This window comes from Nocardia sp. NPDC004415, from assembly GCF_053602435.1.
This window is the reverse complement of record NZ_JBSGDP010000008.1, coordinates 55,446-69,886: the sequence shown is the minus strand read 5'-3', so window position 1 is coordinate 69,886 and position 14,441 is coordinate 55,446. Positions and strand designations below refer to the sequence as shown.

Sequence of the window (14,441 nt, the reverse complement as noted above, 5' to 3'; positions counted from 1 at the left end):
GGATCACGTTGTTCCGGGCGGGCCGGAGGGGGGACTCTGCGGTGCCGCTGCTTCGACGTAAAGGGCTGGTGTGTCGCCAATGCGAATCTCTACTCCGATCACGATGTCGGCCCTGGTAGTGGCGGGACTCGTCGCCTCGGGTTCGGCCGCGCACTCCACCAACCCGAGCACCGCGCCGCAGGCCCCCGAGGCCCTGCTGGCCGCGAACGCGAGCAGCACCGCCGATTCCGAAGCCCCGCTCTCGGAGGTGGTCGGCCTGCTGCCGGTCTCCCAGGAGGCCCCGCGCAAGCTGCGCGCGCTCAGCCCGTCGGCCAACAGCGCCGCCCCCTTCGCCGGAACCGTTCCGCTGCAAAGCATTTCGCTGCCCACCGGCAGCGGCGCGCTGGGCATCCCGGAGATCGTGCTGGCCGCCTACCGCAATGCCGAGCTCGCGATGGAGACCGCCGAGCCCGGCTGCGGGCTCACCTGGAACCTGCTCGCCGGCATCGGCCGGATCGAGTCCGGGCACGCCAGCAGTGGCAGCACCGACGCCGCGGGCACCACGACCACCCCCATCTTCGGCCCGGCGCTGGACGGCACGCTGCCGGGTAACGAGGTCATCAAGGAGGCCGACGGCGGATTCGTGCGCGCCGTGGGCCCGATGCAGTTCCTGCCCAGCACCTGGGCGCACTACGCCGCCGACGGCAACGGCGACGGCGTGGCCGATCCGCACAATGTCTTCGACGCCGCGCTCGGCGCGGGCAAGTACCTGTGCTCGGGCGGGCTGAACCTGCGCGAGGCGTCCCAGGAACTGCGGGCGGTGCTGCGCTACAACAACTCCATGTCCTACGCGGCCAATGTGCTGAGCTGGTCGGCGGCCTACCGCAACGGCGGCGCGCCGAGCCAGGTCGCCATCTCCCCGGAGATCGTGCCGCCGGGCAGCGCGCCGCTGGTCTCGCCGAACGTGCTGGCCGCCTCCACCGACACCCCCACCACCGCGGCCCCGCCGTCGACGGCCAACCAGCTGCCGCCGAACACTCCGAAGACCACCACGCCGACCCAGGTGATGATCACCCTGCCCGGCCTGCCGCCGATCCCCTGCGGCATCTTCTGTCCCGCGCCGGTGGTGCCCGAAACCTGTGTGAGCGAACCGCAGCCCGCGCAGATGCCGAATCCGCTGGCTCCCGCCGAGCAGCCCGCGCAGCAGCCGGTCGAGCAGACCTATGGTGCGGCCGCGCCGAAGGACCCGGCCGCGCCCGCGGAGCCGGTCGTGCCCGCACCCGCCGACGCGGCGAAGTGCACGCCCGCCGAGGCCGCGCCCGCGCCGACTCCCGCGCCCGCCGCGCCGGAGAAGACGCCGGAACCCGGTGTCGCACCGGCCGAGGAGCCCGCGCCGGAACCCGAGCCCGCCCCGGCGCCCGTGGCACCGCAGCCCGCGATCACGTTGCCGTTCAACATCGTCATCCCGCTGCCCGCCGGGCCCGTGATTCCCTGAAATCAAACCGGAATTCAGATCACAGAGGGGTAACAAAAAGATCTCGGGTGCGGTAATCTCGACCTATGGGCCGCCATCGGAAACAGCCAGCCACCACCGTTCGCCGTAGTTCGCTCATCGCACTGACCGGATTGGTTCCCGCCGGGCTCGTGGCCGTCACCGCGGCCGCGACCGACGTGACCACCGCGACCGCCGCCGCGGTCGAACACGATCTGCCCGAGGCCGATCAGGAGGTCGCCGAGCTCGCCGGAGCACCGCTGGCCGAGGTCGCCGAGGTGGCGCACATGGAGGCCAAGCAGTCGGCGTCGGCCGCACCGGTCGTCAAAACCGTTGCGCTGCCGGACGACCGGGCCGCCTCCGACCTACCCGCCGGACCGCTCGGCATTCCCGGTATCGCGGTCGCCGCCTACCAGAGCGCCGAAGAGCAACTGGCCGTGGAGAATCCGCACTGCGGGATGAACTGGTCGCTGCTGGCCGGGATCGGCCGCGTCGAGTCCACCCACGCCTACGGCAAGGCCGACGCGCAGGGCAACCCGATCAAGGCCGTCTACGGCCCGGTCCTCGACGGCAGCCTCTACGGCAACAACGTCATCCACGACAGCGACGGCGGCGAGCTCGACGGCCTCGGCGGCTACGACCGCGCCATCGGCCCGATGCAGTTCCTCCCCGAGACCTGGCAGCGCTACGCCGCCGACGGCAACGCCGACGGCATCGCCGACCCCCAGAACCTCTTCGACGCCGCCCTCACCGCGGGCCGCTACCTCTGCGACGGCGGCCTCAACATGCGCGACCTCTCCCAGCAGTCCAAGGCCATCCTCCGCTACAACAACTCCATGGCCTACGTAGCCAACGTCATGGCCTGGTCCGGCTCCTACTCCAGCGGCCTGGCCCCCCGCCCCCAAGACCTCCCCCGCATCTGAGGCAAGCGCCCCACCCGACCTACGGAGGCATTTGCGCTGGACAGGGCGCATATGCCATGGTCCTCCGACGCGCGGACACCATCCAGAGCATGCCGCCGGGACAGGGGTTCTGATGCTGGTGCTGGACAACTCCGTCTGGGGCGACGGCGGACTGATCCGGATCGGTCTCAGCGCGGTCAGCGAGGCGCATGAGCAGCTCGCGCCGAACTACGCCACGCTGGGCACTCTCGCCGATGCCGCGGCAACCGAGCTGACCAAGGTCGCGCAGGTATACCGGACCACGGACCAGGCGCGAGCCGAAGCTCTGGACAGCACCTATCCGGCGGGCAATCAGTGATGGCCAAGGCTCCGTCCGAACACCTCGCCGAGCCCGTCCTGGCCGATCCACTCAACGACAAGATCGAATTCCTCGCCACCTCGAACGCGATATCGCCGACCTACTGGGCCTGCAAGTGGTGCGAAACCGTGCTCGGGACCGACCCGCTGAAATGGGTCACCACCAAGATCTCCGGGGATTGGGAGGCGCTGCAGCAGGCGGGCAAGGCCGTCGAAAACCTCGCCGCCTACAACCAGGCCTTCGCCGAATCGATCGCGTCCGGCGCGATGACGGTCGACGCGACCTGGGACGGCAACGCGGCGACGAGCGCGCAGGCCTACTTCACCAAGCTGTCGGCGGCCATCTCGGCCCAGGTCGAGCCACTGAAGGAGATGGCGACCGAGATCGACCGATTCGCGACCTCCGCGTATCACGTCTCGACGGCGATGAGCAACGCCCTGCAGACGGTGCTCGACTGGGGTGCCATCGCGGTCATCGAGTGGGCGGCCGCGCAGGCCTCCGCCCTGACCGGGGTAGGGATCGTGGCGACAGCGGCACTGGTCGCGGCCGCCACCGCGACGACGCTCAAGGTCATCGCCGAATGGGGGCGGTTGGTCGAGACCTTCAATGCCGCCTACGTCGCCCTGGAGGCGGTCGCCGGTGTCGGCTTCGGCGTCGCCGGTGTCGTCGGGTCAGCCGACCTGCCGTCGCTGCCCGCGGGCAACTACGACCATCCGGGGGCCTGAGTGACTACCCCCGAGCCGATCCACGACCTTGCGCACGGCGATGTCGGAGTCTCACGACAGCTCTCCCGGGCACTGCGGGTCCTGATGGAAACCGCGACCGACCCCAAGCTCGAAGACCAGATCCGCGGCATCCTCGGTGGGCAGGGAAGTGCCCGCGAGCTGATGCACAGCGAGGCATTCAACCGGGTCCTGGACGGGACGCTGCCCGCCGCCATCGAGCAGTTCACGGCGATGTCCGAGGAGGAGCGCAGGCGGCTCGCCGACCAGGGCGACGCGGAGGCGCTGCGGTTTCGCTCGGAGCCACCGGCGGATACGCCGGGGCCGACGTCACCGATGCCGGCCCCGTCAGGCGATGTCGTTGTCCCGGGAACACGCAAACCCAACCGAGACCGCGTGGTCACGCCCGACGAGGACGATGCGGACGATGAGTACTTTCGCGAACGGCACCAGCGGGGATGGCTTCAGTGACACTGTGGACACGCTCGTGAGTGGGGGTGGGCGGCGGCGGGTGGTGTTCGGTACCGAGGTCGATTCGGCGTGGGTGCCGGTGGGTGCCGGTGGGCCGACGGAACTGGTGTTGAGCGAGGCTATACCTGGTGTGTGTAGTGAGCACGGGGTGGTGGCTGGGGCGACGCGGGTTTGTACGGTGAATTCCAGTGGGCCCATGTCGGAGATGCCGACGGTTCGGGCGATGGTGCGGTCCATGGGGCCGGGGCGGCGGGGGGCGGTCGAGGCGCGGGTCCGGTTCGAGTGTCCGGCCTGTGAGCTCTGTCTGGAGGATGTCAGGCGGTTTCGGTGGGTCGCTGTGGTCGCGGCGCTGCTGGTTCCGTTGACGGTCGTGGGTGTTGTCGTCGCGCGGGTGCTGGAGTTCGAGGCGGCGTATGTGCCGCTGGCGGTGGCTGTGGTGCCGGGGTGTTTTCCGCTCGCGCTGCTGGGCGCACTGCTGGCGTGGAGCCGGTCGGGGTATTTCGCGGATGTGTGGATGGATCCGGCGGATCATCGGCTGATCGTGTCGGCGCATCCGGACTTCGCCGCCGCGGTCGAGCGGCAACGGGCGCGGGACCACCGGCGGTGACGGGTCACGAACAGGCCACGGGGGTTGCCGGATTCCGCGCAGCATAATATCGGTCGTATGGCAGTGATTACGGAAGCGGATGTGCGGGCGGCGCTCGCGAAGGTCGACGATCCGGAGATCCGCAAGCCGATCACCGAGTTGGGCATGGTGAAGTCCATCGCCATCGCCGACAGCGGTGATGTGCATGTCGAGGTGTATCTGACCACGTCCGGATGCCCGTTGCGGACCGAGATCGTGCAGCGTGTGACCAAGGCCGTCGCGGATGTGCCCGGGGCGGGCGCGGTGACGGTCGATCTCGACGTGATGAGCGACGAGCAGCGCACCGAGCTGCGCAAGTCGCTGCGCGGTGATTCGGCCGAGCCGGTGATCCCCTTCGCCCAGCCGGGCTCGCTGACCCGCGTGTACGCGGTCGCCTCCGGCAAGGGTGGCGTCGGCAAGTCCAGTGTCACCGCCAACCTCGCCGTCGCGCTGGCCGAGCGCGGTCTGTCGGTGGGTGTGCTCGACGCCGACATCTACGGTCACTCGATTCCGCGCATGCTCGGCTCCGACGCCAAGCCCACCCAGGTCGAGCGGATGATCCTGCCGCCGGTCGCGCACAACGTGAAGATGATCTCGATCGCGCAGTTCACCTCGGGCAACACGCCGGTGGTGTGGCGCGGTCCGATGCTGCATCGCGCGCTGCAGCAGTTCCTGGCCGACGTGTTCTGGGGCGACCTGGACGTGCTGCTGCTCGACCTGCCGCCCGGCACCGGTGACGTCGCCATCTCCATCGCCCAGCTGATCCCCAACGCCGAGATCCTGGTGGTCACCACCCCGCAGATCGCCGCCGCCGAGGTGGCCGAGCGCGCGGGCGCCATCGCCCTGCAGACGCGTCAGCGCATCGCGGGCGTGGTGGAGAACATGTCCTGGCTGGACCTGCCCGACGGCTCCCGCATGGAGCTCTACGGCTCCGGCGGCGGCCAGGTGGTCGCCGACCGGCTGACCCGCGCCGTCGGTTCGACGGTGCCGCTGCTGGGCCAGATCCCGATCGAGCAGGCCCTGCGCGAGGGTGGCGACGCGGGCACCCCGATCGTGCTCGGCGAGCCGGAGAACCCGGCCGCCGTCGCCCTGCGCGGCGTGGCCGACAAGCTCGCCGTCCGCAAGCGCGGCCTGGCGGGCATGTCCCTGGGCATCGACACCACCCGCCATCTCTGATTCGGGGGTTGTCGGTGGGGGTGCCTAGGCTGGACCCATGCTGACGCTGCTTCTATACGTGCTCATCGTCGGGTTGGTGGCGGCGATGCTGTTCCTCGTCGCGAGTGCGGTGTTCGGGCGGTCCGAGGAGCTCGGGCCGCTGCCCGAGGGGACCACGGCCACCGTGCTGCCCGCGCAGGGCGTCACCGGGGCCGATGTGCGGGCGCTGCGGTTTCAGCAGGTGGTGCGCGGTTACAAGGCCGGGGAGGTCGACTGGGCGCTGGGGAGGCTGGCCGAGCGCATCGATGAACTGGAGCTCGAGCTGGCCCAGGCGCGGCACTGGCAGGCGCAGGTCATGGCCAGCCAGGAACGCCCGTGAGCGAGCTCGCCGACGACGGACTGGTCCGCTGCGGCTGGTCGACCGGCTCCCAGCTCTACCGCGACTACCACGACACCGAGTGGGGCGTGCCCCTGCACGGTGACGACGCCCTGTTCGAGCGCCTGTGCCTCGAGGCGTTCCAGTCGGGGCTGGCCTGGATCACCATCCTGCGCAAGCGGCCCGCCTTCCGCGCGGCCTTCGCCGGGTTCGAGATCGCGAAGGTGGCCGAGTTCGGTGACGACGATCGCGCCCGGCTGCTCGCCGACACCGGCATCGTCCGCAATCGCGCCAAGATCGACGCGGCCATCACCAATGCCCGGGTTGCTCGCGACCTGCCGGTGGGCCTGGACGAGCTGGTGTGGTCGTTCGCACCCGCGCCACGCCCGCGACCGGCCACCCTCGCGGATGTGCCCGCGACCACACCCGAATCCGTTGCTCTGGCAAAGGAATTGAAGCGCCGGGGCTTCGCTTTCGTCGGCCCGACGACGGCGTACGCCCTGATGCAGGCGACCGGGATGGTGGACGACCACCTGGAAGTTTGCTGGGTACGCCCCACGCCGGACGGAACCGACTCGAGAGTCACATTTCCTACTCAGGTGTCCGCCCGCGCGGGCAATAGGGAAGAATAGGACCGGTGTGGCCCGCCGAACACCCGGCGAGCCCGCTGGTTGGCGACAACCGGCAGACGAGAAACAGTGCGCAGACAGACCGCGCAGATCTGGAGGGAGCAGAGGATGGCGGCCATGAAGCCCCGTACCGGGGACGGTCCCCTCGAGGCAACCAAGGAAGGTCGTGGAATCGTCATGCGGGTTCCACTCGAGGGTGGCGGGCGTCTGGTCGTCGAACTCACGCCGGACGAGGCTGCGGCGCTCGGTGACGAACTGAAGAGCGTCACCAGCTGACAGCGCTCGACACGGTCGCCGCACTCCTGGCCTGCCCGGAGTGCGGCGCCGCACTGCATCAGCGCGACACCGCGCTGCGCTGCGCGACCGGGCACAGCTTCGACATCGCCCGTCAGGGTTATGTCGGGCTGCTGACCGGGGCGTCGACCAAGATGACCGGCGACACCGCCGCCATGCTCGACGCCCGCGCGGCTTTCCAGGGCGCAGGCCACTACGCCCCCATCGCCACGGCCACCGCCGACGGGCTCGCCCCTGCCGACGACGTCGTGCTCGAGATCGGTGCGGGCACCGGCTACTACCTGGCCTCGGTGCTCGATGCCCGGGCGGACTCCTTCGGCATCGCCCTGGACGTGTCCAAACCGGCCGCACGCCGGGCCGCCCGCGCGCACCCGCGCATGGCCTCGATCCTGGCCGATGCCTGGCGCGGCCTGCCGGTTCGCGATCACTCCCTCACCGGCGTGCTCTCGGTCTTCGCCCCGCGCAACCCCGCCGAGATCGCCCGCGTCCTGGCGCCCGGCGGCCGCTTCGTGGTGGTCACCCCCACCGACCGGCATCTGGGCGAGCTGATCGGCCCGCTCGGCATGGTCCGCGTCGACCCCGACAAGGACCGACGCCTGGCCGACTCCCTCGCGGGCACCTTCACCCGCACCGAGCACACCCTCGTCGAATTCCCGATGAAGCTCACCCGCGCCGATGTGACGAACGTGGTCGCCATGGGCCCGTCGGCCTTCCACGGCACCCCCGCCGACGACCCGCGCATCGCCGCCCTCCCGGACATCACCGAAGTCAGCGCCTCGGTGACGGTCTCGGTCTACGCGCCGAATTCCTGAGGGCTCAGCGCAGCACGCTGCGATACACCGCCACGGTGTCCTCGGCGATCTTGGCCCAGTCGAATTCCGCGATGGCGCGTGCCCGCCCGGCCTCGCCGTAGCGCACCGCCAGCGCCGGATCACTCGCCACCGCGTTCACCGCCATGGCCAGCCCCCGTTCGTAGACCTCCGGCTCGTCGGCGGCGTAGTGCACCAGCGTGCCGGTGACCCCGTCGGCGACCACCTCGGGAATCCCGCCCACATCGGAGGCCACCACCGCGGTGGCACAGGCCATCGCCTCCAGGTTGACGATGCCGAGCGGCTCGTAGACCGACGGGCACACGAAGACCGCCGAGGCGGCCAGGATCTGACGCACCTGCTCGGTGGGCAGCATCTCCTGCACCCAGAACACCTTGCCGCGGCGGCGGTGCAGCTCGTCGACCGCCGTGGCGACCTCCTGCTCGAGTTCGGGGGTGTCGGCCGCGCCCGCGCACAGCACCAGCTGGATGTCGGGGTCGAAATCGTGGGCGGCGGCGAGCAGGTGGCCGACGCCCTTCTGCCGGGTGATCCGTCCGACGAACGAGACGATCGGCAGGTCGGGCCGCACCCCGAGGCGCTCCAGCACCGGTGTCTCCCCCGGCGCGGGCGGGCCGGGATGCCAGACGGTCGCGTCGATCCCGTTGTGCACCACGTGCACTCGCGCGGGGTCGATCGCCGGGTAGGCGTCGAGTACGTCGTGGCGCATGCCCGCGCTGACGGCGATGATCGCGTCGGCGTTCTCCATCGCGGTGCGCTCCGACCACGACGACAGCCGGTAGCCGCCGCCGAGCTGCTCGGCCTTCCACGGCCTGCGCGGCTCGAGCGAATGCGCGGTGAGCACGTGCGGGATGTCGTAGAGCGCGGCCGCCAGATGCCCGGCCAGGCCCGCGTACCAGGTGTGCGAGTGGACCACTTCGACGCCGCCCGCCGCGTCGGCCATGCGCAACTGGGCCGACATCATCCGCAACGCGGCATTGGCCGCGGCGAGCTCGGGATCGGGCCGGTGCACCACCGCGCCGGGGCGCGGCGCGCCCATGCAGTGCACCGTCACCGCGCACAACACGCGCAGCCGCGCGGTGAGTTCGGTGACGTGCACGCCCGCCCCGCCGTACACCTCCGGCGGGTATTCCCGGGTCAGCACGGCGACGCGCAACGCGTCGGCCCGCGCCTGCTCGGTGTCGGTGCCAGAACTCACCGGTCCAAATTAGACCGTCGGGTCGACATGAGCCACCGACGCCTGCGCGGACCTGTACTTTGAGCAGGGTGAGGAGCCAGCCGCACGTACTCGGGATCGTGCTCGCCGGTGGCGAGGGCAAACGACTGTTTCCGCTCACGGCAGACCGCGCCAAGCCCGCGGTGCCGTTCGGTGGCGCCTACCGGCTGATCGATTTCGTGCTCAGCAATCTGGTCAACGCGGGCTATCTGCGCCTGTGCGTGCTCACCCAGTACAAGTCGCACTCGCTGGACCGCCACATCTCCCAGACCTGGCGGCTGTCCGGGTTCACCGGCGAGTACATCACCCCGGTGCCCGCCCAGCAGCGGCTCGGGCCGCGCTGGTACACCGGCAGCGCCGACGCGATCATGCAGTCGCTCAACCTGATCTACGACGAGGACCCGGACTACATCGTGGTCTTCGGCGCCGACCACGTGTACCGGATGGACCCGGAGCAGATGGTCGCCAGCCACATCGCCTCCGGCGCGGGTGTCACCGTGGCGGGTATCCGGGTGCCGCGCAGCGAGGCGAGCGCGTTCGGCTGTATCGACTCCGACGAGTCCGGCCGGATCACCCAGTTCCTGGAGAAACCCGCGCACCCGCCCGGCACGCCCGACGACCCGAACGTCACCTTCGCCTCGATGGGCAACTACGTGTTCACCACCCGCGTGCTGGTCGAGGCCATCCGCGCCGACGCCGAGAACTCCGATTCCGACCACGACATGGGCGGCGACATCATCCCGGCACTGGTGGCCGCGGGCCAGGCCGCCGTCTACGACTTCGCCGACAACGAGGTGCCCGGCGCGACCGACCGCGACCGCGGCTACTGGCGTGACGTCGGCACCATCGACGCCTTCTACGAGGCGCACATGGACCTGGTCTCGGTGCACCCGGTGTTCAACCTCTACAACAAGCACTGGCCCATCCGCGGCGCCGCCGAGAACCTGCCCCCGGCCAAGTTCGCCCAGGGCGGGCTGGCCCAGGAGTCGATCGTGGGGTCCGGCTCGATCCTGTCGGCGGCCACCGTGCGCAACTCGGTGCTCAGCTCGAACGTGATGATCGACGACGGCGCCACCGTGGAGGGCAGCGTGCTCATGCCCGGGGTGCGGATCGGGCGCGGCGCGGTGGTGCGCCACGCCATCCTGGACAAGAACGTGGTGGTCGGCGAGGGCGAGATCATCGGTGTCGACCTGGACCGCGACCGCGAACGCTTCGCGGTGAGCAACGGCGGGGTGGTCACCGTAGGCAAAGGCATCTGGGTAGGGTGACCCGCCTCGACCCGCGGCGCCAGCCGCAATTCAGCACCGCGAGGCGCAGAGCAAGCCGTCGCCGATGGGGATGAGGACGCTGGTGAGGTCGGGGTTCTCGGCGATGGCGCGAGTGGCGGCGCGCACCGCCGTGGTGGCCGGGTCGCGCTGGGCCGGGTCGGGGACACGCCCGCCGAGCAGCGCGTTGTGCAGGATGATGGCGCCGCCCTCGCGCAGTAGTCGCACGCCCTGCTCCACATAGTGCAGGTGTTCCATCGGCGCGGCGTCGACGAAGACCAGGTCGTAGGCGCCGTCGGCCAGCCGGGGCAGCACGTCGAGCGCGCGGCCGTTGATCAGCCGGGTGCGCGCGGGCGGGATGTCGGCGGTGCGGAAGGCCTCCTTGGCGGCGCGCTGATGCTCGGGCTCGGAATCGATGGTGGTGAGGGTGCCGTCCTCACGCATGCCGTCGAGCAGCCATAACCCGCTGATGCCCGCGCCGGTACCCACTTCGACGACCGCGCGGGCGCCCAGCATCTGCGCGTACATGCTCAGCACCGCGCCGACCGAGGCGGGCACGGGCGCTGCCCCCAGTTCGGTGGCCCGCTCCCGCGCCTCGAGGAGGACCTCGTCCTCGACGACGGACTCCTCCACGTACGCCAGGTTCCGCTCCACGTTCGATGCCACAGCTAAGAGGCTAGGCCACCGAGGGGGTCTGTGTATTCAGCGAAGGCGCGGGTGCGGCGAAATGTCGATTCTCAGGCCACACTCAGGATCCCCACACCTGTCCCATATCGCGACAGGAAATAGTTGCCCTACGCAAGGCCAGCCGATCGCGGCGGGCACGAGACGGGAACAACCACACACCGATGCTGGTTGATTCCGGTAAGCAAGGTTCGCTGACCCGGACCGGCAGGCCTCGTGCCGGCGGTCCCGAGTAGGAGGTGTCCCATCCCGATGGTAGACACGGCGCGTCCGAACGCCACACTGCCCGATCACACCCTCCCCGCAGACTTCGCCGCCGAGGGCGAGATCCTCGATGCCGAGCTCACCGGCACCGCCGCGTTCGACGCGACCGGTGACCGCACCGTCATGCCCTCCTGGGACGAATTGGTCCGCGAACACGCCGACCGGGTCTACCGCCTGGCCTACCGCCTCTCCGGCGACGCCCAGGACGCCGAGGATCTCACCCAGGAGACCTTCATCCGGGTCTTCCGATCGCTGCAGAGCTACCAGCCGGGCACCTTCGAGGGCTGGCTGCACCGCATCACCACCAACCTGTTCCTGGACATGGTGCGCCGCCGCAACCGCATCCGGATGGAAGCCTTACCCGAGGACTACGACCGGGTGCCCGCCGAGGGCCCCACCCCCGAGGACGCCTACCACGACGCGCGCCTCGACCCCGACCTGCAGAAAGCACTCGACGCGCTGGCGCCGGAGTTCCGCGCCGCGGTGGTGCTGTGTGACATCGAGGGCCTGTCCTACGAGGAGATCGGCGCGACGCTCGGCGTCAAGCTGGGTACCGTGCGCAGCCGGATCCACCGTGGGCGGCAGGCACTGCGCGAGCACCTTGCGCATAATGGAACTACAGCAGCGGTACTCCGCTGACGCCTACGCTGGGTGACGCCGGGTGTGGTGTCCCCGGTTGGTCGGTCGATGTCGGTCGGAAGGATGATCTCCGCATGAGTGTGGACCCCGGAGCGGCGGGTCGATCGCCGCGCTTCCAGCCCACCGAGCACCTGGCCAGCGAGGCGGTCGCGGCCTATGTCGACGGCGAGCTGCGGATGAACGCGTATCTGCGTGCCGCCCAGCATCTTTCGGTCTGCCCCGAGTGCGCGGCCGAGGTCGACGCCCAGCAGCAGGCCCGCATCGCGCTGCGTCGCGCCGCCGAGGTGGCCGTGCCGCGCAGCCTGCACGACAGTCTCACCCGCATCCCGCTGGCCGAACTGCCCGGCACGCCGGCCCAGCCGCCGCGCCGTAACGAGGCGTTTCTCGGATTCATCACCGATTCCTTCACCGCGACCCGGTGGACAACCTGGCGGCGCAAGTAGAGTCTCGACACGTGACAGGCGAATCGACGAATTCCGGATCGACCGAGCACACGGATTCGGGGGCGGAGCGGGGAAACCTGCGTCCCTCCGACGCGCCGAACCTCGGACCGCGCCCGGTGTACCGGCCGCACATCGACAGCCATACCGCGCGCGCGTTCCGCCGTCCGAACGGACAGTCCGGCTCGTTCGCCCCGCACGAACCCCGGCCCACCGATCGGCCCGCCGAGACCGATCAGCTCGTCACCCAGCGCCCGCCCGACGGCGTGCTGGCCGAGGCGTTCGCCCGGCCGGAGGGTTCCGACGAGCTGCTCCAGCGCGAGCCGGGTGCCACCGAGGACTCCCCCGCCGTCGCCGGTCCTGTCGATCCCTGGCGTGATCCGGCCGCCGCGGCCCGCCTCGGCGCTCCCGCCGTCGCCGCCGCGCCGGTCAAGCGCCCGCCCGACGCGCCCAAACTGACCGCCCGCGAGGTGCTGTTCGGCTCCACCGTCGCGCCCAAGGCGCTGGCCGTGCTGGCCGCCCTGGCGCTCGGTATCGCCGTGGTGGGCGGGCTGGTCGGGCGGATCACCGCCGAGACCGCCTCCACCCTGACCTCGCGCGAGGTCACCCTCGACCAGACCGGCGGCACCGAGGAGCCGCACAGCCGCATCGCCGCGGTCGCCAACGCGGTGCTGCCCTCGGTGGTCTCCATCCGGGTCACCGTCGGCGACAACGGCGCCACCGGTTCGGGTGTGGTGATCGACGGCAAGGGCTATGTCGTCACCAACAACCACGTCATCTCGATGGCCGCGACCGACAAGTCCGACCGCGCCGCCATCCAGGTGCAGTTCTCCGACGGCACCCGGGTGCCCGCCCAGATCGTCGGCCGCGATCCCAAGACCGACCTGGCCGTGCTCAAGGTGGAGGCCAAGAACCTCACCGTCGCCAATCTCGGCAAGTCCGCCGACGTGCAGGTCGGCGACGACGTGCTGGCCATCGGCTCCCCGCTGGGCCTGAGCAAGACCGTCACCTCCGGCATCGTCAGCGCCCTGCACCGCCCGGTGAAGCTGGCCGGTGAGGGCAGCGACACCAACGCCGTCATCGACGCCGTGCAGACCGACGCCGCCATCAACCCGGGTAACTCCGGTGGCGCCCTGGTCGACATGCAGGGCCGCGTGATCGGCATCAACACCGCCATCCGCAGCGAGACCGGCGGTTCGGTGGGCCTCGGCTTCGCCATCCCGGTCGACGTCATGCAGAACGTCGCCCAGACGCTCATCAACGACGGCCAGATGCACCACCCGGTGATCGGCCTGACCGCACGCACCAAGACCGTGGCCAACGAGGTGATGAGCGGCGCCGCCGTCGCCGATGTCACCCCGGACGGCCCCGCGGCCAAGGCGGGCATCGTCGAGGGCGATGTGATCGTGAAGATCGGCGACCGTGAGGTCACCAATCCCGACGAGCTGGTCGTGGCCGTGCAGCAGCACAAGATCGGCGACAAGGTGAACGTGCAGTTGATCCGCGACGGCAGGCAGGTGGACGTCCCGGTCACCCTCGAATCCGACTGACCAGCGGCGTCGCGCGCCGGGTACCCTGGATTCGTGTTCAGCAACATCGGGTGGAGCGAGATGATGATCCTGCTCGTCGCCGCCCTCGTGATCCTCGGCCCGGAGCGCCTGCCGGGCGCCGTGCGCTGGACCACCCGTTCCCTGCGCCAGGTGCGCGACTACGCCAGCGGGGCCACCAGTCAGCTCAAGCAGGAGCTGGGGCCGGAGTTCGACGAGCTGCGCAAGCCGCTGGCCGAGCTCAACGAGCTGCGGTCGATGAGCCCGCGCGCCGCGGTGACCAAGCACCTGCTGGGCGGCGACGATTCGGTGTTGCGCGACCTGGAGAGCGCGGTGCCCGACAAGCAGCAGCTCTTCGGCACCAGCAGCGGCATGCCGGGCGGCTCGACCCCCTCCTTGCAGAAGCCGCTGACGCACAACGAGCGTCCGCCGATCGACTCCGACGCCACCTGAGCCCAGAACACACCGCACGGTCGGCATTTGCCACGTGATCGCGCACACCCGGTGTTGCCGCGCCGACCTCGCATCCTTGTGATTGCCGACAATTTCGCGAGAA

The 14,441-nt window shown here is 70.3% G+C and carries 18 protein-coding genes; 16 read left to right on the top strand and 2 right to left on the bottom strand.

Going from position 1 to position 14,441, the window contains the following annotated elements; translation table 11 throughout:
- The first annotated feature begins 103 nt into the window (after positions 1–103).
- The 11 genes from ACWEMY_RS06120 (at position 104) to ACWEMY_RS06070 (ending at position 7,815) form a co-directional block, all read left to right on the top strand.
- Positions 104–1,474 carry a lytic transglycosylase domain-containing protein gene (locus tag ACWEMY_RS06120; protein ID WP_452389083.1) on the top strand — a complete coding sequence of 457 codons (1,371 nt, stop codon included), beginning with the start codon at positions 104–106 and terminating at the stop codon, positions 1,472–1,474.
- Between the two features lie 65 nt (positions 1,475–1,539).
- A complete protein-coding gene (locus tag ACWEMY_RS06115; protein ID WP_375929818.1) occupies positions 1,540–2,394 on the top strand; it encodes a lytic transglycosylase domain-containing protein in 855 nt (284 codons plus the stop codon).
- 112 nt (positions 2,395–2,506) lie between these two features.
- The gene (locus ACWEMY_RS06110; protein WP_452389082.1) at positions 2,507–2,731 is read left to right on the top strand and encodes a hypothetical protein; all 225 of its coding nucleotides are present in this window, start codon (positions 2,507–2,509) and stop codon (positions 2,729–2,731) included.
- The gene (locus ACWEMY_RS06105) at positions 2,731–3,456 is read left to right on the top strand and encodes a WXG100 family type VII secretion target (RefSeq protein ID WP_452389081.1); all 726 of its coding nucleotides are present in this window, start codon (positions 2,731–2,733) and stop codon (positions 3,454–3,456) included. Before ACWEMY_RS06110 ends, ACWEMY_RS06105 begins: the two co-directional genes overlap by 1 nt.
- Positions 3,457–3,924, top strand: coding sequence for a hypothetical protein (locus ACWEMY_RS06100; protein ID WP_452389080.1), 468 nt, complete (start codon positions 3,457–3,459; stop codon positions 3,922–3,924).
- 337 nt (positions 3,925–4,261) lie between these two features.
- Complete coding sequence (locus ACWEMY_RS06095) at positions 4,262–4,531, top strand: hypothetical protein (protein ID WP_452389079.1); 270 nt, start codon at positions 4,262–4,264, stop codon at positions 4,529–4,531.
- Positions 4,532–4,588: 57 nt separating this feature from the next.
- Positions 4,589–5,725 carry an Mrp/NBP35 family ATP-binding protein gene (locus tag ACWEMY_RS06090; protein ID WP_452389078.1) on the top strand — a complete coding sequence of 379 codons (1,137 nt, stop codon included), beginning with the start codon at positions 4,589–4,591 and terminating at the stop codon, positions 5,723–5,725.
- A 37-nt stretch (positions 5,726–5,762) separates the two neighbouring features.
- A complete protein-coding gene (locus tag ACWEMY_RS06085; protein ID WP_278263238.1) occupies positions 5,763–6,083 on the top strand; it encodes a DivIVA domain-containing protein in 321 nt (106 codons plus the stop codon).
- The gene (locus tag ACWEMY_RS06080) at positions 6,080–6,712 is read left to right on the top strand and encodes a DNA-3-methyladenine glycosylase I (protein WP_452389077.1); all 633 of its coding nucleotides are present in this window, start codon (positions 6,080–6,082) and stop codon (positions 6,710–6,712) included. The genes ACWEMY_RS06085 and ACWEMY_RS06080 overlap by 4 nt, the downstream gene beginning before the upstream one ends.
- A 105-nt stretch (positions 6,713–6,817) precedes the next feature.
- Positions 6,818–6,985, top strand: coding sequence for a DUF3117 domain-containing protein (locus ACWEMY_RS06075; protein ID WP_011211259.1), 168 nt, complete (start codon positions 6,818–6,820; stop codon positions 6,983–6,985).
- On the top strand, positions 6,982–7,815 hold the full coding sequence (locus tag ACWEMY_RS06070) for a putative RNA methyltransferase (RefSeq protein WP_452389141.1): 834 nt from the start codon (positions 6,982–6,984) through the stop codon (positions 7,813–7,815). Before ACWEMY_RS06075 ends, ACWEMY_RS06070 begins: the two co-directional genes overlap by 4 nt.
- 4 nt (positions 7,816–7,819) lie before the next feature.
- On the opposite strand, the gene glgA is transcribed toward ACWEMY_RS06070, so the two are convergent.
- Positions 7,820–8,986 carry a glycogen synthase gene (glgA, locus tag ACWEMY_RS06065; RefSeq protein ID WP_452389140.1) on the bottom strand — a complete coding sequence of 389 codons (1,167 nt, stop codon included), beginning with the start codon at positions 8,984–8,986 and terminating at the stop codon, positions 7,820–7,822.
- Positions 8,987–9,096: 110 nt separating this feature from the next.
- Between glgA and glgC the strand changes: the two genes are divergently transcribed.
- Positions 9,097–10,314 carry a glucose-1-phosphate adenylyltransferase gene (gene glgC / locus ACWEMY_RS06060; protein ID WP_375929822.1) on the top strand — a complete coding sequence of 406 codons (1,218 nt, stop codon included), beginning with the start codon at positions 9,097–9,099 and terminating at the stop codon, positions 10,312–10,314.
- 30 nt (positions 10,315–10,344) lie between these two features.
- On the opposite strand, the gene ACWEMY_RS06055 is transcribed toward glgC, so the two are convergent.
- Complete coding sequence (locus ACWEMY_RS06055) at positions 10,345–10,977, bottom strand: O-methyltransferase (RefSeq protein ID WP_375929823.1); 633 nt, start codon at positions 10,975–10,977, stop codon at positions 10,345–10,347.
- A 270-nt stretch (positions 10,978–11,247) separates the two neighbouring features.
- Here ACWEMY_RS06055 and sigE point away from each other — a divergent pair, with 270 nt between their 5' ends.
- The 4 genes from sigE (at position 11,248) to tatB (ending at position 14,338) form a co-directional block, all read left to right on the top strand.
- Positions 11,248–11,898 (top strand): RNA polymerase sigma factor SigE, encoded by a 651-nt coding sequence (gene sigE / locus ACWEMY_RS06050; RefSeq protein WP_375929824.1) that lies wholly within the window; start codon positions 11,248–11,250, stop codon positions 11,896–11,898.
- Positions 11,899–11,972: 74 nt separating this feature from the next.
- Positions 11,973–12,341 (top strand): hypothetical protein, encoded by a 369-nt coding sequence (locus ACWEMY_RS06045; protein ID WP_375929825.1) that lies wholly within the window; start codon positions 11,973–11,975, stop codon positions 12,339–12,341.
- A gap of 11 nt (positions 12,342–12,352) precedes the next feature.
- A complete protein-coding gene (locus ACWEMY_RS06040; RefSeq protein ID WP_375929826.1) occupies positions 12,353–13,888 on the top strand; it encodes a S1C family serine protease in 1,536 nt (511 codons plus the stop codon).
- 33 nt (positions 13,889–13,921) lie between these two features.
- The gene (tatB, locus tag ACWEMY_RS06035) at positions 13,922–14,338 is read left to right on the top strand and encodes a Sec-independent protein translocase protein TatB (RefSeq protein WP_375929827.1); all 417 of its coding nucleotides are present in this window, start codon (positions 13,922–13,924) and stop codon (positions 14,336–14,338) included.
- Positions 14,339–14,441: the final 103 nt, after the last annotated feature.

What these genes read in the sequence shown, in the direction of transcription:
- ACWEMY_RS06075 (WP_011211259.1), top strand. Translation starts at nt 6,818, where the DNA reads ATGGCGGCCATGAAGCCCCGTACCGGGGACGGTCCCCTCGAGGCAACC.
- ACWEMY_RS06045 (WP_375929825.1), top strand. Translation starts at nt 11,973, where the DNA reads ATGAGTGTGGACCCCGGAGCGGCGGGTCGATCGCCGCGCTTCCAGCCC.
- ACWEMY_RS06115 (WP_375929818.1), top strand. Translation starts at nt 1,540, where the DNA reads ATGGGCCGCCATCGGAAACAGCCAGCCACCACCGTTCGCCGTAGTTCG.
- ACWEMY_RS06090 (WP_452389078.1), top strand. Translation starts at nt 4,589, where the DNA reads ATGGCAGTGATTACGGAAGCGGATGTGCGGGCGGCGCTCGCGAAGGTC.
- ACWEMY_RS06120 (WP_452389083.1), top strand. Translation starts at nt 104, where the DNA reads ATGTCGGCCCTGGTAGTGGCGGGACTCGTCGCCTCGGGTTCGGCCGCG.
- ACWEMY_RS06085 (WP_278263238.1), top strand. Translation starts at nt 5,763, where the DNA reads ATGCTGACGCTGCTTCTATACGTGCTCATCGTCGGGTTGGTGGCGGCG.
- ACWEMY_RS06110 (WP_452389082.1), top strand. Translation starts at nt 2,507, where the DNA reads ATGCTGGTGCTGGACAACTCCGTCTGGGGCGACGGCGGACTGATCCGG.
- ACWEMY_RS06105 (WP_452389081.1), top strand. Translation starts at nt 2,731, where the DNA reads ATGGCCAAGGCTCCGTCCGAACACCTCGCCGAGCCCGTCCTGGCCGAT.
- sigE (WP_375929824.1), top strand. Translation starts at nt 11,248, where the DNA reads ATGGTAGACACGGCGCGTCCGAACGCCACACTGCCCGATCACACCCTC.